We start from the raw sequence: 23,814 nt of genomic DNA, 5'->3' as shown, positions 1-23,814 counted from the left end.
TGATGGACGGCCGTCGGCGCAACCCGTACGAACTGACCGAGGAGACCCCGGTCTACGTCATCTCGGTCGCGGCCCAGCTCTCCGGACTCCACCCGCAGACGCTGCGTCAGTACGACCGCCTGGGTCTGGTCTCCCCCGACCGCACCGCCGGCCGGGGCCGCCGCTACTCGGCCCGTGACATCGAGCTGCTCCGCCAGGTGCAGGCGCTGTCGCAGGACGAGGGCATCAACCTGGCCGGCATCAAGCGGATCATCGAACTGGAGAACCAGGTCATCGCGCTCCAGTCCCGCGTCGCGGAGCTGGAGGCGGCCCTGGACGGCGCGGCGGCCGCGATGCAGCAGCGCGAGGCCGCCGTCCACGCCTCCTACCGTCGCGACCTGGTTCCGTACCAGGAGGTCCAGCAGACCAGCGCGCTGGTGGTGTGGCGGCCGAAGCGGCAGCAGAACGACTGAGCGTCCGTGACAGCTGAGAGGGGCCCGGATTCCGGGCCCCTTTCGCGTGCTCGGGGTGTTCGGCGTGTTCAGGGCGCGAGGGAGGCCCAGTCGGCGCCGGGTGCGGACTCGGTGCCGTCGGGCTGCAGGGCGGTCACCCGGTAGAAGTGGGTGGTGCCCCTGGCGGCGCCGGTGTCCTGGTAGGAGCTGTCCGTGGTGGCCGCCAGCTTCTCGTACGCCTTGGTGTCCGGGTTCCAGCGGTAGACCTGGTAGCCGGTGGCGTCCGCCACCGCGTTCCAGGCCAGCGCGACTCCGGTTCCCTCGGCGGTCGCCGACAGCCGGACCGGCGAGCCCTCGGGCGTCGGCTCGCCCGGCGTCATGTCCAGCTCGGTGACGGCCACGGCCTCGGCCGGGCCGTTCCACTGGATCGCGGAGTTGCCCTGGTCGTCCACGGCATCGACGAAGAAGCAGACCTCGTCGCCGTCCGGGAGCGCGGTGTAGTCGTAGGACGTCGTGCCGGGGGAGACGTAGTCCGCGGTGCCGCCCCAGCAGATCTGGTCGCCCGGGTCGCCCACCACCTCGCCCCAGTGGATCTCGTAGTACTTCAGGTCCGTGGCGGGGTTCTTGTCCCAGTCCAGGTGGAAGCCGTACTCGGTCGGGGTGACGTTCAGCCCGGTGACGAGGGCGGGCGGGTCGTTGTCCCAGATCTTGCCGTACCGGGGCTCGGACCGGGCGGACTCGTTGCCCGCCGCGTCGACCGCCGAGACGCGGTAGTAGTAGACGACCTTCTCGGCGGCCGAGGTGTCCAGGTAGGAGAGCTGGTCCGTGGTGCCGAGCGCGGTGTACGTGCCGTTCTCGCTCGCCGCCCGGAAGACGCGGTAGGACACCGCGCCCGTGACCCTGCCCCAGGCGACCTTCAGCCCGCCCGTGCTGTCGGCCGGACCGAAATGGCCCCCGGCGCTCACGTCGGCCGGCGCGTCGGGTGCCACCCGGTCGACGGTGGTCACCGCCTGGTCCGCGGTGCCCGTCGACTCGTTGCCGGCCCGGTCGTAGGCGCGGACCTCGTAGTAGTACGTCTCGCCCGTCTTCGGGAGGGTGGCGTCGGTGTACGAGGTGGAGGTCGTCGTCGCGAGCGGCTTGCTGCCGAACGACGTGCCCTTCAGCCGCCGGTAGACCCGGTACCCCGCGAGGTCCATCTCCTTGTTCCTGCTCCAGCTCGGCTTCGCCCTGCCGGTCGCCGCGTCGTACGACACCGAAGTCCCCGTCGGGACGAGGGGCTTGACCTTGTCGTCGGCGGCCGAGAGCCGGGGCAGGTACGAGAAGGCGACGTCGGCGGTGCCGGTCCAGTTGACGTAGTCGACGCGCAGGGTGTGCTTGCCGGACGGGATCGTGACGTCGACGGACTTGGTCTGGTCGGTCGAGACGTTCTTCCAGATGTCCACCTTGCGCACGCCGTCCAGGTACACCCGTACCCCGTCCTGGGTGCTGACCGGCAGCGAGAACGGCCCACCGGAACCGAAGTCCCGTGTCACGCTCCAGCGCACGCCGAAGTTGTCCCTGGGCAGGCCGGTGGCCGGGGCGCCCGTGCCCCAGTGCTCCGAGATCCCGGAGTCGCAGTCCGTCTTCTTCGGGGTGCCGGAGAAAGTGGTGTTCGCGTAGAACGTCCGGGTGTACGAGGGCGATGTGCAACTCGGGGCGGCGGAAGCGGCGGTGGTGGCCGTGCCCAGCAGGGCGCCGGTTGCGGAGAGCACGACGGCCGTGATCGTCGTGCGTCTGGCTGGGTTCATTCGGTCCTCTGCTCGAGTCGGGGAAACGGTGTGCGACCGTCGGTGATCACGACTCGCGGGTATTGCCATTGGTTGTGCGGATCTTTGCCTCCCCGTGAACTCCGTTTGGATGGAGGGTCCGTAAAGGGTGTTTGGAGATGATTCCGCTCCTCCTTCACAGGTGCAGCGGAGCGTGCTGTTGCGCACTCGTTAAGTAGTTCCGCTTGACGCCGGGTAGCGGCTCCGCGTTGGCTTTTCAGACACCTGGGTCGTAAAGCAGCACCCACGTCCGGAACGCACCTGAAGTGAGCCCTCGAATGCGTCGTATCGCCATAGCCGTGGCTGCATCCACGATGACCCTTTCGCTTGCCGGCTGCGGCGTGCTGGACGCGACGGGGGACGGTGCGAGCGCGAGCCCGACGAAGGGTGACGACGTCACCATCGGGCTGCTGCTGCCGGAGAAGGCGAACAGTCGCTACGACAAGTTCGACTACCCCATCATCAAGAGCAAGGTCGAGGAGCTGACCGACAAGAAGGGCAAGGTCGAGTACGCCAACGCCGACGCGGACGCCGCCCGGCAGGCCGGCCAGATGCAGTCGATGATCGACGAAAAGGTCGACATCATCCTGATCGACGCGGTCGACTCGCACGCCATCGCGGGCCAGGTGAAGAAGGCCAAGGACGCGGGCATCCCGGTCATCGCCTACGACCGGCTGGCCGAGGGTCCGATCGACGCCTACATCTCCTTCGACAACGAGCTGGTCGGCGAGGTGCAGGGCCGCACGCTGCTGGAGGCGCTGGGCTCGAACGTCGACACCTCCGACAAGATCGTCATGGTGAACGGCTCGCCCACCGACCCGAACGCCAAGCAGTTCAAGCAGGGCGCGCTGTCCGAGCTGAACGGCAAGGTGACGATCGCGGACACCTTCGACACCCCGGACTGGAAGCCGGAGAACGCCCAGACCGAGATGGCCGCGGCGATCAGCAAGATCGGCAAGAGCAACATCGCCGGGGTCTACGCCGCCAACGACGGTATGGCGGGCGGTGTCATCAAGGCGCTGAAGGCGGCCGGTGTCACCAGCCTGCCCCCGATCACCGGCCAGGACGCCGAACTGGACGCGGTGCAGCGGGTCATCGGCGGCGAGCAGTACATGAGCGTCTACAAGTCCTACCCGGACGAGGCCGAGGCCGCGGCCCAGATGGCCGTCACCAAGGTGCAGGGCAAGGACATCCAGTTCGACGCCCTCACCCAGGACAAGGTGGACAGCCCCACCGCCAAGGACATCCCGGCCAAGCTGGTCCAGGTGAGCCCCCTGGTCAAGAGCAGCATCAAGGACACGGTCATCGCCGACGGGATCTACACGATCGACGAGATCTGCACCCCCAGGTACAAGGCGGCCTGCGCGGCCATCGGCCTGAAGTAGGGCACCGCCGCGCAGGGGGTGGCCTCACTCCACGAACGCTTCACCCCGCGCGGGTGAACTCCGCCGTCACCTCCGGCGGCTCTCCAGCCACCCCCGGGTACACGCCCTTGTGCGGGGGACGTCGCCGTAATCCCGGCCCCGGCCGACGGCCACATGGTGGCCGTCGGCGCGGGTGCGGTTCGTCGGACCGTAGCCGTGCCAGTCGCCCACCCAGTACTGGATCCAGGAGTGGCTCTGCCTGGCCACCGGGCGGTGCGGCTCGTCCTCGCGCCCGGGGGTCGAGGCGCCGGAGACATAGCGGGAGGGCGAGGTGTTCACGCTGGTGGCGCCGGGCAGGTAGGCCACCCCCGTCGGCGACCAGGGCGGAGGCCGCCGTCACCGTCTCGTGCGAGTCGAGACCGGCCCCCGCTTCCCGCGCCGTCACGACCAGATCCGGCAGGACCCTCGTACGGCACTGGGGGCGCCGAAGTTGATCCAGGCAACCGCGCGGTGTCACCGCGTACCCGCGACCGCCGGTGGTTCTGTCACACGTGCCCGATGGTCATCATGTAATGGCCTTCCGTGCCCTCTCGACTCATCGCCCGCCCACCTCGAACCACAGCATCTTTCCGGCCCCGCGGTCCAGTGGGCCGTCACCGATGGGCCAGCCGCCCCACGAGTTGGCGTATTCCTGTACAAGGTGCAAGCCCGCGCCCGCTCTCGGCCTCCGCCAGGGCGAGCGGGATGCGGTCCCAGGGCGGATCACCGAACGGGGCGGGGATGCGCGGATGGCTGTCCCAGACTCCGACCCGCAGCCGGCCGTCCGTGAGTGCGGTCAGCCGTAGGGAGGCGGGGCCTTTGGTGTGTCGGTAGGCGTTGGTGACCAGCTCGGATGTCAGCAGTTCGACGACATCGAGGACTTCCTGTCTGCCGTGCCCGCACAGCGCGGCCCGTACGGTTGCGCGTGCGACCTGTGCCGCGCGAGGGTCGTGGGGCAGGCGAAGGGCATACATCCAGGGGTCGTGCGGGGATACGGTGCCCATGGAAACCTCCAGCGAGAGAAGGGAGTCGGGCTCACTCAACGACCGCTCCGGTCGGTGGCTTGCCTGGGGTAGGTGCGCTTCCGGCTTATGGACGGGGGAGTTGGGTGGCTGACACGGACAACGTAGCGACATCGATGGCAGATATTCCATTGGGTCTGCGAAGATCTGCTAACGGCCACACGTGTGAGTGACGCTGCAGGCCCGCGTTGAGGAGAGAAGCAACCCGCCATGCCACCTGCCCCCACCGCGACCCTGCGTCAGCAGCGCCTCGGCGCCGAATTGCGCAAGCTCCGCGAACGCGCTGGACTGACGTCGACTGCAGCCGCCGCGCTTCTCGGGGCACCGCAGGCCCGGATCAGCAACATCGAGGCCGGGCGCTACGCCGTGAGCGCCGATCGCGTGCGTACGCTGGCGCGCAACTACAGCTGCGCCGATGAGGGATACGTTGACGCCCTCGCCAGCATGACAGGCGCCCGGAAACGGGGCTGGTGGGAGGAGTACCGCGACAATCTCCCTGCCGGCCTCCTCGACCTCGCCGAAATCGAACACCACGCCACGGCGATGCGAGTGGCTGTCACGGTCCATATGCCGGGTCTGCTCCAGACGCCGGAGCACGCTCGCGCCACCATGCGGGAAGCCGTGCCGTCGCTGCGCCCATACGAGATCGAGCGCCGCGTCTCCTACCGGGTGAAGCGCCAGGCCGTTCTGTTCGAGGGCACTCCCGCCCCGTACACGGCCATCGTCCACGAGGCGGGCCTGCGCATGGGCTTTGGCGGCCCGGACGTCGCCCGCGCCCAGCTCCACCACCTGCTGGAGATGAGCAAGGAGCCCACAGTCGCCGTGCTGGTGCTGCCCTTCGGCCAGACAGGCTTCCCCGCCTCAGGGCAGCCCATCACCTACGCGGCCGGGCCGATCCCCCAACTCGACACAGTCGTCCTGGACACCGACCACGGATGCGAATTTCTTGATGCGGAGGCGCAGTTGAACCGCTATCGCTCCGTACTGGACCGCATGGAGTCGCGTGCCCTGGCGGAACCCGAGTCCCGGGATCTCATCCACCGCATCGCCGCAGAATTTTGAGGAGTCCCGTCATGCCTGAACACAACTGGCAGAAGTCCACGTACAGTGCCGAAGCCGCCAACTGCGTCGAGATAGCCGCCACTCCCGCCGGTGTCCACGTCCGGGACTCCAAGAACCCTGCTGGCCCCCGCTTCGCGCTCTCCCTCACCGCCTGGGCGGACTTCCTCACGTATGCCAGGAGGTGAGCTCTTTCAGCGTTGCCGCTCAGGGTGAGTACGCCCGCGATGATGGACGACATTCGATTCGGGCTGCATCGGGCTCTGCGGAAGGTGCGCCAGGACTTCAGGCGCGCCGCACCCCGCTCCACCGGAGCCCGCGCTGCCGAGAGCGAGCGATTGGCCGTGCGCTGGGTCATCGACAAGGCGCCGCCCGGTGGGCGTCTGACCGGTGTGGTCAGCTACGGGCCAGCTCCCATGTACGCGCGGTCGGCCAGGATGAGGATGCCCTGACGTTCGCAGATCCGGATGATCCGGTGGGTGCGGGCGGCGGTCACGTCGTGGGCACGGCCGGGCAGGGCGAGATCCACAGCAGCCGCCCGGCCGGATCGGTCACCACCTGCACGTTCACCTCGTGCCGACGGTGCTTGATGCCCCTAGCAGGGATCGTCCAGTTCCAGCGCGAGGGCGTATTTGAAGTCGAGGCGGCAGCGCACTGCCTCCGCCGCCTGCAGGTCCGACAGGTTCAGCAGGAACTGCAGGACACAGGCGGTGGCGAGCTGGGCGGGCGATAACCCTGGGCGTCCGTCGCGCGGGTACCAGGCTTCGAAGTCTTCGTCCCGCCACAGTCCCTCCAGCCGGTCGCGTACCCACATCGCCGTCGTCCCGCGGGGGTTGCTCGCACGGGCAACCTGCGCGGTCAGGGCGGGAATCTGCACACCGGAGCGGGGACGGACGGACACCAAATACCTCAACGACGGTGGTTCACTTTCGAAACCGAGCCGAGCATGCCGGTTGATCACGCCCATCCACAGAGGATTCTCAAGATCCCCGATAGAGTCGCTCATACGACGGTGGCCCTCTGTCATGCACGGGGGACATGACAGAGGGCCGCTCAAGGGGGAGCGGTGCCCGGCCTGGTCCCTCATGTGCGCAAGGGGCCGAAGGAGCCTGACCAGGGCCGGAGGGGGTTGTTCCCCGGGCACCGCTCAGTCTGAAGACGCAGAACCGTCCCTGCGGCGCTCACGCGCCCGGGAGTCCCTGCGGTCGGGAGACAGTACGATGGACACCACTAGGCCGGTCAGGGCGGCTCCCAGCACGCACACCACGCGCCACACCTGCGGATCCACCGGCCTTCTCCTTCCTCAACTGGCGGTTCCAGCCCGCTTACTTCAGGAGGCTGATGACGATCGTGATGAGCTTCTTGCCGCCGATCTCCAGCACGATCCGGATCGGGTTGGACGGCTTGAGGGACTTCACCCACTTCACGAACGCGGCGTAGCCCTTCTTCGCCGCCGCCTTGGCCTTCAGGTAGTCGGCCTTCGCCTTCGTCTGAAGGAACTTGATGATGTACTTCGCGACGTCCCGCAGGTCCTGGTCGGAAGCCGTGCCGTTCAGGACGGCGTCGTGCGCGGCGGCGGTGCGAGCCGAGGTGGTGAAGGTGTTCACGGCGCCGGCGTCGGTGACGGCCTGGGTCTGCACCGAGGCGACGGTCGGCGTACGGGCGGCCTCGGAGGCGTTGGCGAGCGGAGCGGTCACGCCCAGAGCGATGGCAGCGGTCGCGGTAGCGGCGGCAAGACGCAGCTTGGTGTTCACGAGAAGAACTCCTCAGGCAGGGTTTGCACCCGCCGCCTCACCGCGGGAAAGAACCGCACACGGCGAGGCGGGGGAGTGACCGGGATGGTCCGATCGATCACTCAGAAGTCTTCCGCTCCGCCCCGGGCCCGCACCATCGGATCTTTGGGCATGACCCCTTCGTACGGGTTCCGCTTCAAAGCGGCCAGCCGCCGGAGTTGAATACGCCCTGCACCACCCCGAACAGCACCAGTACCCACACCCCGATCTGCGCCGCAGGCTTCGCTGGCTTCCTGCCGGAGACCAGCGAGAACACCCCCATCAGCAGCAGCGGGGCCCACCCGGCGAAGTAGATCCACCACGCCATCTCATGACCCCGGTCGCTGTCCGCCAGCACGCCTACGACCACAGAGGCGAACGTGAACAGAGAGGGGGAGGCCCACAGGCTCTCGTACAGCTCGCTGGACTTGGCCGGTAGGGATGCCGATGACTCAGTCTCGTGTTCCACGGTGAGCGTCCTTTCATGCGAATGCCCCCACCGGGAGGAACCGGTGGGGACATTGAGCCTAACGTCGGATCAGCTGTCGATCAGGAGTGGTGGATGACGTAGTTGATCAGCTCCCACAGCAGCTGGTCAGGGGTGCCCTTCAGTACCCACTTGATCGGGTTGTACCAGGCCAGCCCGTTGATCCACTGCCTGGCCAGCTTGACCTTCTGCGCGACCGTACGGCCGTGGCGGGCAGCCCACTTCAACCCGCTGACGACACTCTTCCACGCCGCCGGGCCGAGCCGCTTCAGCGCGGAGAGCAGCGCGCTGAGCCCCCCGCCCTTGGCGGTGATGCCGCCGACCTCGACCGCAGCCGAAGAGCCCTGGCCGACCAGCTTCGCCGACACACCCGCACGGTTCAAGTCGGCGACCAGGGTGCGGGCCTGCGCGATGTCGCCGGCGGAGACCGTCTGCGTGGCGGCGACACGGGCCTGCGGCGCCTCCGTCGCCGCGTGCGCCACCGGACCGGCTACACCGAGCGCCACGGCAGCGACAACGGACGCCGCCGTCACACGGAGTTTGTTGTTCACGACTCATCTCCCAGGGAAGAAGGCACGCACCCCACCCACGAGCAACGAGAGAGGGGCGACGCGACCAGAGCGGCCACGCGCCACCGATCGTTGCTGCCCGAACAGGTATGCCGCCATGGGATCTTGGGGTGACAGACGCACGGGCGACGCCCAAAAGTCGTAGCCCAGCCTGCATTCCCCGTCGCCCAAGACGCCTTAGCGTGGATCGGGGTTGCCCCATCCATAGGAACGGTCAACTTCCCACCCGCATCGACCGTCTACTGTGCTGGGCGCATCAACTGGGCCTAAATGCGAGGGAGTTGTACGCGCATGTCGCAAGTGCTTGTCGAGGCACAGCAGTTGTCTCGTACCTTCGGTAAGAAAACCATCCTCAACCAGGTCAACTTCACTCTGCACGCGGGATCCGTCACTGGTTTCGTCGGCGCCAACGGGGCAGGCAAGACCACCACCCTGCGCCTGATGCTCGGTCTTATCCCCGGTCAGGGCCAGACCCTTTTTCTCGGCCGCCCCCTTGCCCAGTGGCGCGCGCCCGCGTCCGTCGTCGGCGCGGTCTTCGGGGGCGTCGCAGGCCATCGCCGTCACAGCGTCCGCGCGCACCTCCAGATGGTGGCCGCTGGCGTCGGGGAAGGCGACCGGCGAGTAGAGGAGATGATCGACCTCATCGGCATGCGCGACGCCGCCCGCACCCCCCTGGCAAAACTTTCCCTGGGGATGGCTCAGCGGGTCGGTATCGCCCAGGCCATGATCGGCCGCCCGAAGGTGCTCATCCTCGACGAGCCGGCCAATGGCCTCGACCCGCACTCCATTCACTGGCTGCGCGAGTTCCTGCGCGCCCAAGCTGACGAAGGGGCCGCTGTTCTCGTCTCCAGCCACCTTCTTGCGGAGATGCAGCAGCTCGCCGACCGCGTGGCCGTCCTGTCCAAAGGGCGCATCATCTCGGAAGGCTCCATGCATGACCTCCTCGCCTACGCCGACTCCCGTTCCGTCATCACCGTCGAAAGCCCTCAGCTGGCCGAACTCACGGCGATCGTCCACGCCCACGGCGGCCACCTCCAGGTCAACGAGGACGGCACCGGCCGCATCATCGGCATGAACCGCCGCAAGGTCGGCCACCTGGCCGCCGACCACTCCATCGTCCTGTACCAGCTGGCCGAGGCCACCAGCAGCCTGGAGGACTTTTACCTCACCATCGCCGAAGAGGAGTACAAGATTTCATGACGCCGACCGTCACCCCCACCGTGCAAGCGGACGACATCAGCCGCGCCGAAGCCTTCCGCCGAGCCTGCCTGTTCGAGCTTCGCCACCTGACTGGCCTGCGCTCCACCTGGATCGTTCTCGCCCTGATCGCAGCACTGTCCCTGTATCCCGGCGTGGTCGCCCTGTTCATCCTGCACCATGGCGAGAAGGTCACCACCAACGATCTGATCTCGACCATCCTGTGGTCGCCGCAAGTCGCACAGGTCTCCGCTCTCGGCTTCTACCTCATGGTCCTGGCCACGGGGCCGGTCTCCACCGAACTCGTGCGCGGTACGGCCCGCACCACGTGGCTGACCGTCGGCGGCCGGAGGACTGCCTACTGGGCCAAGTGCGCCACCAGTGCGGCGATCGGCGCCTTAGTCGCGTGGGCGTCTTCCGTCGTCGAGCTGATCACCGTCGGCGTGGCCTCCCTCGTGCGTCAGGCCCGCTTCACCGGCTTCACCGGGCTCCTCGTTCCCACCGGCCGGCTCATACTGTGGTCGGCGTGCTGGATGGTCCTGTGCACCGCCATCGCCTCCCTGGTCCGCAACCGCGTCGTGCCCATCCTGGCTCTGTGTCTTGGCCCGCTGCTCGCCGAGCGTGTCATCGCCCTCCTCATCGCCCAGATCCCCGGCATCCACCTGGACGGCATCGGCGCGTGGCTGCCGTTCGCGGCCGGCCGCGCGATGCTCGTAGACGTCGCCTCCCTGCCGGAGGATCAGAAGCTGTTCACCTCCGCCCTTGTCGGCAGCGACCTGTCTGTACCGGCCGCCACCGCGGTGTTCCTCGCCTGGACCTCAGCCGCAGCGTTCGGCGGCTTCGCCGTCTACCGCCGCCGCACAGGCTGACCAGCCCCAGCACACGTCAGAGGCCGCCCCGCCAAGGGACGCTGTTGGTCAATTCGGCCCTTCGCGTGACGTCGGTATCCACGACCCGGTTGTGGTCGTGGATACCGATTTGTTGTGTGGGGTGGGTGGCGATGTTGAAGCAGCCGAAGGGGCCCGGGGAGATTCCGACGGAGACGGAGCGGGTGGCCCGGGGCGGCGTTCCCGAAGGGGAGCCTGGCGATTCGGGTCCGGGACGAGTTGGGTCCGCTGTTCCGGGTCGAGGACTTCGCGGATCTGTTTGCCTCTCGCGGTCGGCCTGCCTGGTCTCCCGCCGGGCTGGCGCTGGTATCGGTGCTCCAGTTCGTGGACGGGTTGACCGACCACCAGGCCGCGGAGGCGGTGCGGGCACGGCGACTTCAAGTAGGCACTCGGGCTCCAACTCGACGGTCCTGGCTTCGATTTATCGGTCCTCTTGGAGTTCCGGGGCCGGCTGGACGGGGCGGACGGCGGGTGCTGGACGGTGTGCTGGCCGCAGCCCGGGGAGAAAGGGCTACTCAAGAGCGCGGGCCCGGCCCGTACGGATTCCTCGCACGTGCTGTCGTCGGCACGCGCCTTGCGTCGCCTGGAACCCCTGGCGGAGACGATGCGGGCAGCGCTCAATGTGCTGGCCCAGGCCGCCCCGTACTGGCTGACCCGCGTCGCGGAGCCGGACTGGTTCCGCCACCCGGGCCGAGGACTCCCGGTTCCCCAAACCCCGCACGAAGCGGAACGAGGTAGCGGAACGGAACGGCCGGGACGGGATGCGCCTGCTCCACGCGGTCCGCGCCTGGAGAGGGTCCTGAAGAAGATCGCCGGAAAGGGTGGCGGGGTGGTCCTGCTGGACGGCACGCTGGTCCGCACCCGGCGGCGCACCGGGACACCAAACTGGAAGAACTACTCGGGCAAGCGCAAACACCATGGCCTGCTCGTGATCGCCCTCACCGACGACAAGGGCCGACTGCCCTGGATCTCAGCGGCCCGGCCCGGACGGACCTCGGTGATCACTGCCTGCCGACACGACCAGCTCACCGCCAAGCTGCGGGCGGTCGGCCTCGAAGCGACCGCCGACCTGGGATTCGTCGGACTCGACGACAGCGATCCCGATGTCGACCCGGCGGTGATCATCGGCTACAAGGCTGCCCGGAACAGCACACTGACACGTAGTCAGAAGCTAGCCGGCCGGGCCCTTGCCGCGGTACGGGCCCCAGTCGAGCACGGCTTCGCCCATCTGAAGAACTGGCGGGTCCTCGGCAACGTACGCACCGACCCGAGGTGGGCGACCGCCCTGGTGAGGGCTCTGCTGGTCCTGGCGAACCGCGAAGTCTCCCGGTGACCGACGGCCTTCACCGAAGTCATCCGCCCGCGACCAGCACGAGCATCCCGAACCCCACGCGCACCAGACCCCTGACCTCCAACTTTTCACGATGCACAGTGCTCAGTCGATGCTTTCCGAGGGCGCCACACGTCACGGGATTCTAGGTGGCTTCGTGCTCGTCGCCTTTACAGTCGCGGTGGCTGCGGCCGGGCATGCTCTGTACGTGCGGCGTACCGGCTGACACCTTATCGAACAGCAGGCGGCGGCGCCCTCGGGGAAACTCCCATTCCCTCGGGGCGCCCCCCCGTGTGTCAGGTGACGCATGGCTCGCCGCAGGCGGTGATGCGCTGGTGGTGGGCGTAGGCGAACAGGGCGGCTTCGGTGCGCGATGTGACCTTGATCTTGGTCATGATGCTGGTCAGGTGCGCCTTGACGGTGCGTTCCGCTATGCCGAGGCTGCGACCGATGTCGCGGTTAGATGCGGCTTCGGACAGGAGCAGGAGGACTTCGCGTTCTCGTGGTGTGAGGTCGGTGATGGCATTCATGTCCCCCGGCGCGGGTGGCCGCCATTCCACGACGGCATGCTGAGGCTTACCTGATTCACCTGCGTTCTCTGTTTCGTCGGCGTGTGGCAAAGCGACTCTTTACCTTTCCCCGTAATTGATGCAGATCGACTGCCTGGGACGGCTATCTCCTGGTCCTCCTCCGTCTTGCGTGAACGGAATTTCGACGCTCGTCCGTGCATGCAGGCGTGTCGCGCTGCCGGGCCGGAACGGTCGTAGCCGTTGCAGAGCCGGCCCGCCTCGAGTGGGACCTTACACGCAGCTTGATCAGAGTTGCTGTCCGTAACTCCCCTGCGGGGGGTGCGTATTGACTTGCGCGACCACGAACAAGGGCCCAAACAGAGTGAAGACACAGAGGTAAACGAACCCTGTGTGGCTCATCAACCCATCGGCCCCGGCCCTTTAGGGCAATGCCCGAAGGTCCGATGCTCCAAGGGCCAATACACACCACTAGTGACCTGTCAGTAGCGTCGGCAAGCGTCCCTGTGATGTCTGCGAAGAGGAGCAGAAGTGCGAACTGGTTCGACCTGGCAGCGTTTCAGCACAGCAGCAGTCGCGGGCGCGGCGACGGTCGCGGTCCTCGGCCCGGCTGCCTCAGCAGCAAGCCCCACCTACGGCGCCGCGCCCCGCCTCCACGGCTCGACCACTGCCGGCAAGCTGCCCTCCCAGCTCACCGTGGACAGCTACACCGCCTGGCTGAAGCACAATCCCACCCCCGAGGCCGCCACCACCCTCAAGGCCTTCGGTAAGATCTCCAATCTGAAAAAGTATCAATTCGTCCAGCAGCTTCAGAACCGCTCTGCCTACATCGGTCTCCAGGCGCAGCTCAGCGGAGGACCGAAGGGACTGCACACGGCCGTCCCATTCAACTGGGCCGTCAGCTTTACCCGCGACGTGAAGGTGGCCAGGACCGGCGGGAAGAAGTCGCTCACGACCGTCACCTTCACCCTGACGGAGAACATCTTCAGTGTTCCCGTCACGTCCCACACTGTGTGGGCCACCTACAGGACGGCCAAGGGCAAGCACCTCCAGGCCACCGGTAGCGGCGCCCGTACCACCAACACGAACGCCGCCTTCACTATCAAGGCCACCAGCACCAGCAGCAACCAGACCGGCACCGTGGTCCGCGCCACCGCCGCATGGCACGCCGCCCCGCGAGTTGCCTCCGTCGGCAAGCCGGTCGACAAGCAGCAGAGCGTCAACGCCACCGCCAGCGAATGGAAGGCCAAGCTCACCACCGACTGACCCCGTTCAGTCGTCGGCGCATTGATAGGCCCCGTACGCGTGTACGGGCCTATGGTCACCGCGTCCTGAAGTCGGTCAGTTCCAGGGAGGCGCGGACTTGTTGAGCCTGAGCTGGAACACCCCCGCCACCACCAGCAGCACCACACTGGCAACGACAGTCGACCATTTCGGCCTCCTACGCCAGGCCACCGCCGACACACACATCAGGTCCAGCGGAACCCAGCCGCCCAAGGTAGAGCCACCATGCCACGTCCTTGCCGAAGGCCCAGTCATCGTTGTCCGCCTTCACGCACAGCAGGACCGGCAAGGCGCCAATGGCATGGAAGACTCCCACATCGCCTCATAGAACATCTCGGATGCGTTCTTTCTCCCCTGCCGGGCCTGCTCGGGGCCCGGCAGGGTCTCTTCCATCGTGGTGTCTGGCCTTCCCGTGGTCTGCCGCGGCCGCGCGTCCCTGTTGTACAGGGGGGAGCATGTTCACCACCACAGACGGCCAGACGGGGCGTGAAGTTTGCCGCAGCGGACCGGTCGATTGTGGAACTCCTCGCGTATGGCGGCCAATTGGCAGCCAACCCAGGCTGGAGGGACCGCCGCCTCGGGCGCTGCCCGCAGGCACTGTTCTCCGGGGTGCTGCCCGAAGAGGCAATTCCGCTCCACCTCGGCGCACGCGTAGCTTCGTCGCGATAACGAGAACACACCCAGTGACGAGGAGAGAACACCATGCGTAAAGGCATTACTGAAGCCGCGATAGGCGTAGCCGCGTCCATCGCCCTTCTCGGCTGCACCGGCCAGGCATTCGCCGACAGTCACGGCACCGCCGCGCCCGCCAAGCTCACCGTGGCCGAGTACAAGAGCTGGCTGAAGAGGACTCCGGGAGCCTCCCCCACACTCAAGGCGTTCAGCAAGCTGCCTGCGGCAAAGCAGAATGCGTTCGTCGGCTACCTGCAGAACGCGAAAGTCTTCAAGGCGTTCACCGTTGCGCAGGACGGTGACATCCCGGGCCGCGCCGAGAAGACGACCCGCTACAACAAGGACGTCATCTTCACCAGCAGTACGACCGCCACAGCCTGCAAGGCCAAGCAGACCACCACCATCAGCCTGTCCGTCACGGCGACGGAGCGCATCTTCAACATCCCGGTTACCACTGCGTCGACCCAGCTGATCTACGAGACCGACAGCAAGCACCTGATCACCGGCAACGGCTGGAAGGCCGCTCACAAGGGCACCAACTTCAACGCCGCCTTCGCCATCAAGCCCTCCACCAGCGGCATCGCCCCGGAGGCCAACATGCTCGACGGCACCACCACCTGGACCGCCACCCCCAAATACAGGAGCGCCAGCACCAAGAGCATCAAGAAGTTCCAGGTTGTGACCGGACTCGGCGACCACGGCTGGCACTCCGCGCTCATCAACCTCGCGACCTGAGGTCCTACGCCGTTTCGTTCAGCATGTGCCAAGCCAGGCCGGCTCGCACCACGATGGACGGCACCGCACCACCATCCTGGACCCGCGCGCGGTCGTCCGCTCTGATATGGCCCTGCGGGACTTCCAGGGGCCAGGCCTCTCCAGCATCGGCAGCGTCGCCAGGATGACAAACTTCACGACATCGGTGGCTGGCTGCCGAGCGCTCTGTGCCGCCGGCCAGTGTTGTAGAAGTCGAGCCAGGGCGCGAGTGCTCGCGCGGGTTGGCCGTTGCTGATGAAGACCTTCCGGTAGGCCCATGCGGTCTGCAGAGCGCGACTTCTCCGCCGCCGGGCCGAACACCAAGTACATCTGCGACATCATGTACTTGACCGTCTGGGACGGTGAGTTTCTCTACCTCGCCACCGTGCTGGGCTGCTTCAGCCGCCGGGTGGTTGGCTGGTCGATCGCCGACCACATGCACCAGCCTGGCTGCCGACGCGATGCGCCTGGCAGCCGTCACCCGTGGCAGCCCCAATGGAGCCGTCTTCCGCTCCGATCATGGCGCTCAGGGCGGATTCAACTGATCGTCGCAACACCTCGTAGTCGGAGGTGGAGTGATGGGTGTTGGCCCGCAGCAGCGCAGAGTTCGTGAGTACCGGGGGCAAATGCCGTCGCCGGGCCGGCCAACGGTTGCGTGGCGTGAGGACCGCGTGCGGTTCTGGGCTGCGATCGCCCGGGGGCTCCGGTCGGAGGAAGCAGGAGTCGAGGCCGGGGTGTCGCCCGCGGTCGGGACAAGGTGGTTTCGCCACGCTGGCGGCGTGGGACCGAATCTCTCCCCGACGGTGTCGGGACGCTATCTGTCGTTTGCGGAGCGCGAGGACATCGCCGTGTGGCGGGCTCAGGACCTCGGGATCCGGGAGATCGCGCGTCGGCTGGGCCGCTCGCCGTCAACGATCTCGCGGGAGCTACGCCGCAACGCTTCAACGCGCACCTATCGTTTGGAGTATCGGGCGACCACCGCGCAGTGGCATGCCGAGCGCCGAGCACAGCGGCCGAAGACCGCGAAGCTGGCGGGGAATGCGCGGCTGTGTGGATACGTGCAGGACAGGCTCGCCGGGGCGATCCGGGCTGCGGACGGGAAGCTTGTGCCGGGGCCCGCAACGCCCCAGTGGAAGGGCCGCAACAAGCCCCGGCGGCAGGACCGGCGGTGGGCGACGTCGTGGAGTCCGCAGCAGATCTCGAACCGGCTCAAGGCCGACTTCCCCGATGATGAGTCCATGCGCATCTCCCACGAGGCGATCTACCAGGCCCTCTATGTCCAGGGCCGCGGCGCGCTGAAGCGCGAACTGGTCGCGTGCCTGCGCACCGGTCGTGCGTTGCGCGTTCCGCGCGCTCGAACGCGGCGGCGGCCTGGTGGTCATGTCACGCCCGAGGTCATGATCAGCGAACGACCGGCTGAGGCCGAGGACCGAGCGGTCCCAGGACACTGGGAAGGCGACCTGATCATCGGTTTGAACCGTTCGGCGATCGGCACGCTCGTCGAACGCACAACCAGGTTCACGATGCTGCTGCACCTGCCCCGAATGGACGGCTACGGCCTCGAACCACGGGTCAAGAACGGCCCGGCACTGGCCGGTCGCGGCGCCGAGGCCGTGAAGGACGCGATCGCTGACACGATCACTACGCTGCCCGAGCACCTGCGTCGGTCACTGACCTGGGACCGCGGCAAGGAGCTGGCCCAGCATGCTCAACTCCGCATGGACACCGGCTTGCAGATCTACTTCGCCGACCCGCACAGCCCATGGCAGCGGGGAACCAACGAGAACACGAACGGACTCCTTCGCCAGTACTTCCCGAAAGGCACGGACCTGTCGCGATGGGACGCCAGCGAACTCGAAGCCGTTGCCCTCGCACTCAACAACAGGCCCCGAAAAACCCTCGCCTGGAAGACACCCGCCGAAGCCCTCAACGAGCAACTACTCTTGATCCAAGAGACCGGTGTTGCGACGACCGGTTGAGCCCGGGCAGTGCATCTCGCGTGAACTCGCCGAATCCTCCTGCGTCAGGTACCGAGACGACGAAACGACCTGCTCGGCCCGCACTTTGCGTACGGGCCGAGCGGGTCTCGTCTTTGGCGTGGTGCCGTTGCATGGCTGCTTGCCGGTCCGGCGGTTGATGCCTACGATCCGGCACACTTCCCCGAGCTGTCCACTCCCTGCTCCGTGAGCCGGGAGTTTCCTTCCGCTTGCGGACCAGCGTCTTGGCGCCTGCGGTGATCGCTAGGACCCAAAGGTGGGCGGCCTTGCGGAGGGCGTTCCAACGTGTCAAGCCGCAGTGCAGGCATCGCCGTGGCGGGTGATGTAACTGTGGTGAACATAGGCGAACAGGGCTGCTTCAGTGCGGCAACTGACGCTGATCTTGGACATGATCTTGGTCAAGTGCGCTTTGACGGTGCGTTCGGCGATGCCGAGTTTACGGCTGATTTCGCGATTCGATGCCGCAGTAGACAGCGCCACGAGCACCTCGCATTCGCGCGCTGTCAGGGAACTGATGGCATTCGGATCTCCTGGTGTCGCCGGCGGCCCTTTGCGGTCACTGGACTGCCCTTTATCCGGCTGCTTGGCGTTGGTGAAAAGTTGCGACAAAACAGTCTTGCCTTCCCCGTGGTGTAGAACTGGATCGCTTTGAGTGATTCCCCCTAACGTGAAGCGTCGCAATCTTCCCGCGGTGCATATATGTCTTGTGCGCCGTGCAAATGCATCTTGCGCCTCACATGAACCGCGTCGCTGGGGAAAACCGCTGTAGCGCAGCTTGGTCAGTGACGCTTGGTCCGACGATCTCGGTGCTCAAGGACTGCGATGCTTCATCCAGCATGGCGTTGCAGTCAGATGCATCGCAGCCCAGCACAACCCAATAGGCCAGGCGGTCATCTGTCCTTGCTTCAGGCATCGCCATGACATGATTGCCTATCTGTTGAAGCAGGACCATGCGTTCGAGAAACGGCTGGTGGGCAGCCCCGGGGTGTACGGCGAGATTCTGGATGTGGCCGGTCATTGAAGAATAGGCGAAGTGGATCGCCGCCGCCCGTTGCCGGGTGGGAGTAAGGTCGGGCGTCTTGCCGGCGGCCAGGCGCGCAGCAATCTGGGGCAAGTCGATCCCGGTGGCCCGCTTGACCAGCGTTGGAACCAAGTCATGGGCTAGGTGGCCTTGAATGTCGACGATGAGCGGCCCCCGAGGGCTCAGCTTCATGGTGATGTGAAGTACTCCAGGCGCAACATCGATGGCCCGTACGGCACGTGTGACGGTTCCGCGGACGACGGGGTTGTGCAGCAGGCCGTCGTGAGCGTAGACGCAATGACGTATCGCCTGCTGGTTGGGCGTCGGGCCGAAGGTAGTCCGCGCGATGGCAACAATCCGGATCTCGCCGTCACTGAGGACGACGGTCTCAGCGGAAATGTAGGAACCGTCCGGATACTCCTCGACCACCATTTCCCCAAGGGGACTCGATGCATCTGATTGTGAGTCCCAGATCAAGCGCTCGCGCGCAGCCAATACCCCCTTCTGGCTATGGGCCAGAACAACTCCGGCTTCCACGTTGGTTCGTGGCCTAACCAGAACGGGATATCCGAGTAGGTCCGCATACGCGACGGCCGCCTCTGCATCGACGGCCTCTGCCCAGCGCGGCTGAGGCACCTGGTGCCGTGTCATTAGATTGCGAAGCGTGACCAGGTCAGTAAGCGTGGCTAAGGATGCCGCTGGGGCCGATGGAAGCTCCAGCCGGTCAGCGATGTGCGCCGCTGTAACCAGATGTTCCGGCAGGTAGGTGAGCACGCCACGAACTTCGTGGCGTGAGGCGTAGTTTTCGACCACGTCAACGGTGGTCGTACGTTCGGTGAGGTTGGCTGCAATGTGTCTCACCAGATATGGCCTGGCCCAGGCTGGGGCGGTGGTGTCGACGAGTACGACCGGGTGCGTGGCGGCAATCCCTGCAAGTAGAGATTCTGCGCCGGCCGCTGCTGATCCAGCTCCGAGGAGCATCAGGAGTTCAGACATCATTTCACCTCTGCGTGGTTTGGCGTGAAGCTGAGTCCCTCGACTGAACAGGACGAGCAGCGAAGAGAAGGTGCCGCGCGAAGGACGCGCACCGAGATCCGAGATGCGTAGGCGCGGCGACCAGTTCCGTTCTATTGCCCTCCCTGTGTATTGCGCGAGAGGTGATCGCTCGAACCATCGAGAGCAGTCTGGTTACCCGGGATTCCTTTCGGTTGACGTGCCTCAAGGCGCAAAACGCGTTCTAGGAGCTTTCCGCTTCGTTCGCACCCGACAATTTTGGGGCCGGACAGGGGTCGGCCCCGGCTAGGACAGGGGGACTCCGGCCGGGGCCGCTCCGGGTGCTGTTGCACCCAGGAGAAGCGGGAACCACGATGCCTCGGCGAACTACCGTTCACCACCATCATCTTGTTGCAATGCGAGGGGCGGAGGCCGGACGATATCGGAATATAATGGTGGTTTTCGACGGTCCCGACGGGGTGAGCCGTGTTGCGGACCCGGTCGGGGCCGCGCATAGTTGCGCTGCGGAAGTGGCAGGAACCGGGGGTGGAATGGGCGATGGCCGGGCACGGGGCTCAGGAGCATCCACACGGCGCCGACCGACTGTGTGAGGCTGGGGACCGTGTGTATTCCCGGGCCGTACGCCGTGGGCGGGTACCGCGCACGGACGCCGAGCCGGTCCCCTGTCTGCTGGAGCTTGCCCTGCTGCACCCGGACCCCGACGACATGGACTGGCTGGTGCCAACCTCCCCGCAGGAGGTCATGACCCGGCTGCTACGCGTGGTCTACGAGGAGGCCAGGGAGAGCCAGCGGCGGGTGGGTTCGGCGGTGGCCGCGTTCGAGCGGTACGCCGGTCTGGGCCGCCGGCTCCAGGTGCTGTCGGCTCCCGCCGAGGGCGCCGCGATCCGGGTCCTGGACGGGCTGTCCCGCATCCAGGCCGCGATGGACGAGGCCACCGCGGCGTGTACCACCGAGGTGCTGACCGTGCAGCCCGGCGGCATCCGGCGGGAGGACGAGCTGACCGAGGGACTGCACCGGGCGCTGACCCTGCGCGGCCGGGGCGTGCGCATGCGCGACCTGTACACGCACGTCGCCCGGCACGGGCAGGGGCTGCTCAACTACCTGGAGCTGATGGGTGACGCGGTGGAGGCCCGCACCCTGGACGAGGTCATCGACCGGCTGATCCTCTTCGACCGCACAGTTGCCTTCATCCCCGCGAACACGGACCGCACGATGGCCCTGGAGATCCGGCACCCCGCACTGGTCGAGTACCTGGTGACGGTCTTCGAACGGCTGTGGCGGCTCGCGCTGCCGCTGACCACCCCGCTGCCAGACACCGGCATCGAGGGCATCTCGCACCGCGAACGGTCCATCGCCGCGCTGCTCGCAGAGGGCCATCAGGACGCGGTGATCGCCGAGCGCCTCGGCATAAGCGTCCGTACCTGCCGGGCCCATATCGCCCGCCTCTCGGACACCCTGGGCGCGGCCAGCCGTACCCAACTCGGCGTGCGCATCGCCCACGTGGGCCTGGACGGACCCCCGCACCCCGGCCCGCTCATGATTCCTGATCAAGAATCCCCGCGCGTGCGATGAGATAACCGAGCTGCGCGCGGCTCTCGCTGCCGAGAGTGGCGGCGAGTTTGGCGATGTGGACGCGGGCGGTGCGGACGTTCAGGCCGAGGCGGTCGGCGATCACGGTGTCGGTGTGGCCTTCGACGAGGAGGGCGGCGATGGCCTGTTGGCGGGGGGTGACGCCGTTTAGGGACGCTTTCTGGACTGTCTGGGGGTACAGGGGGGTGGCCAGGTGCCAGAACCGGTCGAAGACGGTCACGAAGTACTCGACCAGTGCGGGGTGCCGGATCTCCAGGGCCATCGTGCGGTCCGTGTTCGCGGGGATGAAGGCGACCTGGCGGTCGAAGATGAGGAGCCGCTTGGTGACCTCGTTCAGGGTGCGGGCCTGTGCGTCGCCCCGCAGCCGTTCGTAGCGAGTGTGGACGGTGGGAGCGTGGCGAAGCGTGTGCTGGTACAGCGTGCGGATCCGGCCGCCGCGGTCCAGCAGAGCCTGGTCGCGTTCGAGGGCCAGGGCGAACAACGCGGGGGGCGTGCGGGTGTGGGTGGGGTGCGAGTGGATCGCGAGGAGCTCCTCGTCGGCGTCCGCCATCGCATGGGAGATGGCCTGGTTGATGCGGTCCAGCCCGCTGTGCATGCGGATCGCCGCGGGAGCGCCGGCGGCCCCGGCGCTCGGGGGCTGTGCCCGTAGCAGCGGAGCGAAGGCCTTGGTCAGGCGCGCCTCACGGCGTCGTTCGTCGGCGATGCGCTCCTCGGAGGTCCGCAGCAACTCGTGCAGGGCGACGGCCGCGGTGACAGGCTCCAGTCGGCTCGGGTCGTCGACGCTGGGCTGCAGCAGCCCGAACTTCAGCAGACAGGGCGCCCTCTCGGCCTCCGCGGCGGCCAGTCGGTCCTCGCGCAGCGCTCGTGCGTACAGCTCCGAACCTGCCGCGCACAGCTCCTCAGTGCCGTGCTCCGGGTGTGCTGGCGTGCTCACGCGTCCTCTTTCCGGATTCTGTGGATTCCCGACTCGCCGATGGGGTAGCTGAGTCGGGCGCGGCTATCGCTGCCGAGGGCGGCGACGAGCTTGGCGATGTGGAGGCGGGCGGTGCGGACGTTCACACGTCCCGGCCCGCGTCGGCGTCGCGGGCCGGGACGTGCCCCTCACACAGCGCGCGGGTGTAGAGCTCCAGACCCGCCTCGCGCAGCTCCTCCGGCCGCGGTCGTGCGCACGTGCGGTCACGTGTGGTTCTCCCCCTCGCCCCCTGCGGTTCAGGGTTCCCGTTTCAGGATTTCGGACTGAGCTATGAGAAAGCCAAGCTGGGCCCGGCTTCCGCTGCCCAGGGCCTGGGCGAGCTTGGCGATGTGGGCGCGGCAGGTGCGGACGTTCATGCCCAGGCGGCGGGCGATGGCCTCGTCGACATGGCCCTCGATCAGGAGCTTGGCGATGGAGTGCTGGATGTCGGTGATGCCGTCGGGCGCGGTCTCGTAGGGCGCGCCGGCGCTCAGCGGTACCGCCCGGTTCCACATGAACTCGAACACTTTGATCAGGTAGCGCACCAGTCCGGGGTGACGGAGTTCCAGGGCCACCTGCCGGTCGTCCCGGATGGGGATGAACGCCACGGTGTCGTCGCAGATGATGAGCCGCTCCACCAGTTCGTCGATGGTGCGGTACTCCACCTTGCCGGCGGCGAACTGGTCCACCCAGGCCAGCCGTTCGGGGCTGTATCTGGCGGTGTGCTGGTAGAGGGTCCGGATCCGGACTCCTCGGTCGATCAGGGGCCTGTCCCGTTCGAGTGCTTCGATGAGCCTGCGTTCGGGGTGGCGATGGGCCGGTTGGACCGTGAGGACTTCGTTCTGGCACTGGGCCGTCGCCAGGTCGAGTGCCGCGTTGATCCGGTCGAGGCCTTCCAGCACGGTGACGGCGTGCGCGGACGTCGTCGTCTGAGCGCTGAGGTCCATGAACGGCTCGAACGCCTCAGCCAGTTCGGTTGACAACTGCCTGCGCTTGGTGATTTCGCGCTCGAGGGGGTTGAGCCGCAGGGCCAGGGCGACCGATGCGGGGACGGGCCGCAGCCAGTTCGGGTCCTCGGGATCGGGATGGAGGAGGTCGAACTCCATCAGACAGGGGGCGACCTCCGCGTCCGCGCGGGCGATACGGCCCGTGCGCAGCGCGTTCGCGTAGAGACGGCTGCCTGCCTCGCACAGATCGGTCAAGGCATGGGGATGTGTCTCTTTAATGCGATTCGTCACCAAATCTCCACCCCCCAGGGTCCTGAACATGCAGGAACATGATGCACTGAATGTGTGGCCATGACGTGCCCGAATGAGCCATCGTCTTGTTCGACGGGGGAAGAGGGGACTTTCAAGTGAGGACGAAGCCGACTATGCGAAAGAGAATGCTTCGCTCGATACTTGTCGCCGCCTTCTCCGCCGTTGTGGCCTTCGGATCGCTGAGTGGCCTCTCTGGCGCGAAGGGTGACGTGCGAGCGGACACCGCTTGGTCTGTCACGGCCAATACAGACCAAACCGACGCGGGCACCGCTGCCGCCTTCCCAGACGACACCGCGTGGAGTTGACGTGACGACTCCACCAGACGACCGCTCCTTCCGCCGCGAAATGGCCACCGCCTACCGTTCGGGCTGGCACTTCATCGACCTGATCACCGCCATCCCCCACAGCGGTGACTCGCTGATGGTGACCGTGTTCGGAGAGCCGGTCGTCGTCACCCGTGACGAGGAAGAGGACGTACGGGCGTACCGGTGTCTGCGCAAGCCCCGCGGGGCGCCGCAGCCGGTCCGGTGTGCCATCCGGTACGGCATGATCTTTGTGAACCTGGACCAACGTGACCACCGGCTGGCAGAACCGGAGGTCGCGGACTTGAGGACCATTTCGGCCACCCCCCGCAGTGCCTGACGCGATTCCCCCGTCGTAAAAAGATCGCTCAGGTACTTCCCCCCGCAGCGGGGGGGGGGGGGGGGGGGGGGGGGGGGGGGGGGGGGGGGGGGGGGGGGGGGGGGGGGGGGGGGGGGGGGGGGGGGGGGGGGGGGGGGGGGG

23 protein-coding genes and 5 pseudogenes are annotated in these 23,814 nt (G+C 67.0%); 14 read left to right on the top strand and 14 right to left on the bottom strand.

The window, feature by feature from the left end; translation table 11 throughout:
- Positions 1-2 precede the first annotated feature (2 nt).
- On the top strand, positions 3-452 hold the full coding sequence (locus AC07DS_RS07770) for a heat shock protein transcriptional repressor HspR (protein WP_145879333.1): 450 nt from the start codon (positions 3-5) through the stop codon (positions 450-452).
- 68 nt (positions 453-520) lie between these two features.
- Here the strand turns inward: AC07DS_RS07770 and AC07DS_RS07765 are convergent, their stop codons facing one another.
- Positions 521-2,218, bottom strand: a complete 1,698-nt coding sequence (locus AC07DS_RS07765) for a fibronectin type III domain-containing protein (RefSeq protein ID WP_479143602.1) — start codon at positions 2,216-2,218, stop codon at positions 521-523.
- 296 nt (positions 2,219-2,514) lie between these two features.
- Here AC07DS_RS07765 and AC07DS_RS07760 point away from each other — a divergent pair, with 296 nt between their 5' ends.
- On the top strand, positions 2,515-3,621 hold the full coding sequence (locus tag AC07DS_RS07760) for a sugar ABC transporter substrate-binding protein (RefSeq protein ID WP_479143601.1): 1,107 nt from the start codon (positions 2,515-2,517) through the stop codon (positions 3,619-3,621).
- A gap of 66 nt (positions 3,622-3,687) precedes the next feature.
- Here the strand turns inward: AC07DS_RS07760 and AC07DS_RS07755 are convergent, their stop codons facing one another.
- Entirely contained in the window at positions 3,688-3,966 is a 279-nt protein-coding gene (locus tag AC07DS_RS07755; RefSeq protein WP_479143600.1) for a hypothetical protein, read from the bottom strand.
- A gap of 229 nt (positions 3,967-4,195) precedes the next feature.
- Positions 4,196-4,643 (bottom strand): annotated as a pseudogene (locus AC07DS_RS07750) (ATP-binding protein).
- 228 nt (positions 4,644-4,871) lie between these two features.
- Here AC07DS_RS07750 and AC07DS_RS07745 point away from each other — a divergent pair.
- Complete coding sequence (locus AC07DS_RS07745) at positions 4,872-5,723, top strand: helix-turn-helix domain-containing protein (RefSeq protein WP_479143599.1); 852 nt, start codon at positions 4,872-4,874, stop codon at positions 5,721-5,723.
- Positions 5,724-5,734: 11 nt separating this feature from the next.
- Complete coding sequence (locus AC07DS_RS07740; RefSeq protein ID WP_479143598.1) at positions 5,735-5,908, top strand: DUF397 domain-containing protein; 174 nt, start codon at positions 5,735-5,737, stop codon at positions 5,906-5,908.
- Positions 5,909-5,928: 20 nt separating this feature from the next.
- On the opposite strand, the pseudogene AC07DS_RS07735 reads toward AC07DS_RS07740, so the two are convergent.
- The 5 genes and pseudogenes from AC07DS_RS07735 to AC07DS_RS07715 all read right to left on the bottom strand — a co-directional run.
- Positions 5,929-6,308: pseudogene (locus AC07DS_RS07735) on the bottom strand (transposase family protein); the annotation flags it as partial.
- Between the two features lie 7 nt (positions 6,309-6,315).
- Positions 6,316-6,621, bottom strand: a complete 306-nt coding sequence (locus AC07DS_RS07730) for a transposase (protein WP_479143597.1) — start codon at positions 6,619-6,621, stop codon at positions 6,316-6,318.
- A gap of 424 nt (positions 6,622-7,045) precedes the next feature.
- The gene (locus AC07DS_RS07725) at positions 7,046-7,474 is read right to left on the bottom strand and encodes a hypothetical protein (protein WP_479143596.1); all 429 of its coding nucleotides are present in this window, start codon (positions 7,472-7,474) and stop codon (positions 7,046-7,048) included.
- Positions 7,475-7,649: 175 nt separating this feature from the next.
- Complete coding sequence (locus AC07DS_RS07720; protein ID WP_479143595.1) at positions 7,650-7,961, bottom strand: hypothetical protein; 312 nt, start codon at positions 7,959-7,961, stop codon at positions 7,650-7,652.
- 80 nt (positions 7,962-8,041) lie between these two features.
- The gene (locus tag AC07DS_RS07715; RefSeq protein ID WP_479143594.1) at positions 8,042-8,530 is read right to left on the bottom strand and encodes a hypothetical protein; all 489 of its coding nucleotides are present in this window, start codon (positions 8,528-8,530) and stop codon (positions 8,042-8,044) included.
- Positions 8,531-8,839: 309 nt separating this feature from the next.
- On the opposite strand from AC07DS_RS07715, the gene AC07DS_RS07710 reads away from it, so the two are divergent.
- The 4 genes and pseudogenes from AC07DS_RS07710 to AC07DS_RS07695 form a co-directional block, all read left to right on the top strand.
- On the top strand, positions 8,840-9,748 hold the full coding sequence (locus AC07DS_RS07710) for an ABC transporter ATP-binding protein (protein WP_479143593.1): 909 nt from the start codon (positions 8,840-8,842) through the stop codon (positions 9,746-9,748).
- Complete coding sequence (locus tag AC07DS_RS07705) at positions 9,745-10,614, top strand: hypothetical protein (RefSeq protein WP_479143592.1); 870 nt, start codon at positions 9,745-9,747, stop codon at positions 10,612-10,614. Before AC07DS_RS07710 ends, AC07DS_RS07705 begins: the two co-directional genes overlap by 4 nt.
- A 131-nt stretch (positions 10,615-10,745) precedes the next feature.
- Positions 10,746-11,420: pseudogene (locus AC07DS_RS07700) on the top strand (transposase); the annotation flags it as partial.
- Positions 11,402-11,965 (top strand): annotated as a pseudogene (locus tag AC07DS_RS07695) (transposase family protein); the annotation flags it as partial. The pseudogenes AC07DS_RS07700 and AC07DS_RS07695, both read left to right, overlap by 19 nt.
- Before the next feature lie 293 nt (positions 11,966-12,258).
- On the opposite strand, the gene AC07DS_RS07690 reads toward AC07DS_RS07695, so the two are convergent.
- Positions 12,259-12,492: a response regulator transcription factor gene (locus tag AC07DS_RS07690; RefSeq protein WP_479143591.1), complete on the bottom strand. Its 234-nt coding sequence runs from the start codon at positions 12,490-12,492 to the stop codon at positions 12,259-12,261.
- Between the two features lie 528 nt (positions 12,493-13,020).
- On the opposite strand from AC07DS_RS07690, the gene AC07DS_RS07685 reads away from it, so the two are divergent.
- Positions 13,021-13,755, top strand: a complete 735-nt coding sequence (locus AC07DS_RS07685; protein ID WP_479143590.1) for a hypothetical protein — start codon at positions 13,021-13,023, stop codon at positions 13,753-13,755.
- Positions 13,756-14,475: 720 nt separating this feature from the next.
- Positions 14,476-15,180, top strand: coding sequence for a hypothetical protein (locus tag AC07DS_RS07680; protein WP_479143589.1), 705 nt, complete (start codon positions 14,476-14,478; stop codon positions 15,178-15,180).
- A 173-nt stretch (positions 15,181-15,353) separates the two neighbouring features.
- Here the strand turns inward: AC07DS_RS07680 and AC07DS_RS07675 are convergent, their stop codons facing one another.
- Positions 15,354-15,455 carry a hypothetical protein gene (locus AC07DS_RS07675; protein ID WP_479143926.1) on the bottom strand — a complete coding sequence of 34 codons (102 nt, stop codon included), beginning with the start codon at positions 15,453-15,455 and terminating at the stop codon, positions 15,354-15,356.
- A 35-nt stretch (positions 15,456-15,490) separates the two neighbouring features.
- On the opposite strand from AC07DS_RS07675, the pseudogene AC07DS_RS07670 reads away from it, so the two are divergent.
- A pseudogene (locus tag AC07DS_RS07670) lies at positions 15,491-15,728 on the top strand (DDE-type integrase/transposase/recombinase); the annotation flags it as partial.
- A 48-nt stretch (positions 15,729-15,776) separates the two neighbouring features.
- Complete coding sequence (locus tag AC07DS_RS07665; RefSeq protein WP_479143588.1) at positions 15,777-17,177, top strand: IS30 family transposase; 1,401 nt, start codon at positions 15,777-15,779, stop codon at positions 17,175-17,177.
- Between the two features lie 306 nt (positions 17,178-17,483).
- Here the strand turns inward: AC07DS_RS07665 and AC07DS_RS07660 are convergent, their stop codons facing one another.
- The gene (locus AC07DS_RS07660; RefSeq protein ID WP_479143587.1) at positions 17,484-17,876 is read right to left on the bottom strand and encodes a helix-turn-helix domain-containing protein; all 393 of its coding nucleotides are present in this window, start codon (positions 17,874-17,876) and stop codon (positions 17,484-17,486) included.
- A gap of 52 nt (positions 17,877-17,928) precedes the next feature.
- Positions 17,929-19,215, bottom strand: a complete 1,287-nt coding sequence (locus AC07DS_RS07655) for an ATP-grasp domain-containing protein (RefSeq protein WP_479143586.1) — start codon at positions 19,213-19,215, stop codon at positions 17,929-17,931.
- 552 nt (positions 19,216-19,767) lie between these two features.
- On the opposite strand from AC07DS_RS07655, the gene AC07DS_RS07650 reads away from it, so the two are divergent.
- Positions 19,768-20,802 (top strand): helix-turn-helix transcriptional regulator, encoded by a 1,035-nt coding sequence (locus AC07DS_RS07650; protein ID WP_479143585.1) that lies wholly within the window; start codon positions 19,768-19,770, stop codon positions 20,800-20,802.
- Here the strand turns inward: AC07DS_RS07650 and AC07DS_RS07645 are convergent.
- Both AC07DS_RS07645 and AC07DS_RS07640 read right to left on the bottom strand, forming a co-directional pair.
- Complete coding sequence (locus AC07DS_RS07645; protein WP_479143584.1) at positions 20,765-21,754, bottom strand: helix-turn-helix transcriptional regulator; 990 nt, start codon at positions 21,752-21,754, stop codon at positions 20,765-20,767. The genes AC07DS_RS07650 and AC07DS_RS07645 overlap by 38 nt on opposite strands.
- Before the next feature lie 275 nt (positions 21,755-22,029).
- Positions 22,030-23,040 carry a helix-turn-helix transcriptional regulator gene (locus AC07DS_RS07640; protein WP_479143583.1) on the bottom strand — a complete coding sequence of 337 codons (1,011 nt, stop codon included), beginning with the start codon at positions 23,038-23,040 and terminating at the stop codon, positions 22,030-22,032.
- 336 nt (positions 23,041-23,376) lie between these two features.
- On the opposite strand from AC07DS_RS07640, the gene AC07DS_RS07635 reads away from it, so the two are divergent.
- Entirely contained in the window at positions 23,377-23,673 is a 297-nt protein-coding gene (locus tag AC07DS_RS07635) for a (2Fe-2S)-binding protein (RefSeq protein WP_479143925.1), read from the top strand.
- Positions 23,674-23,814 lie beyond the last annotated feature (141 nt).

The sequence above is a fragment of the Streptomyces sp. NPDC044064 genome, assembly GCF_056434245.1.
This window is presented reverse-complemented; position numbering and strand designations above follow the sequence as displayed.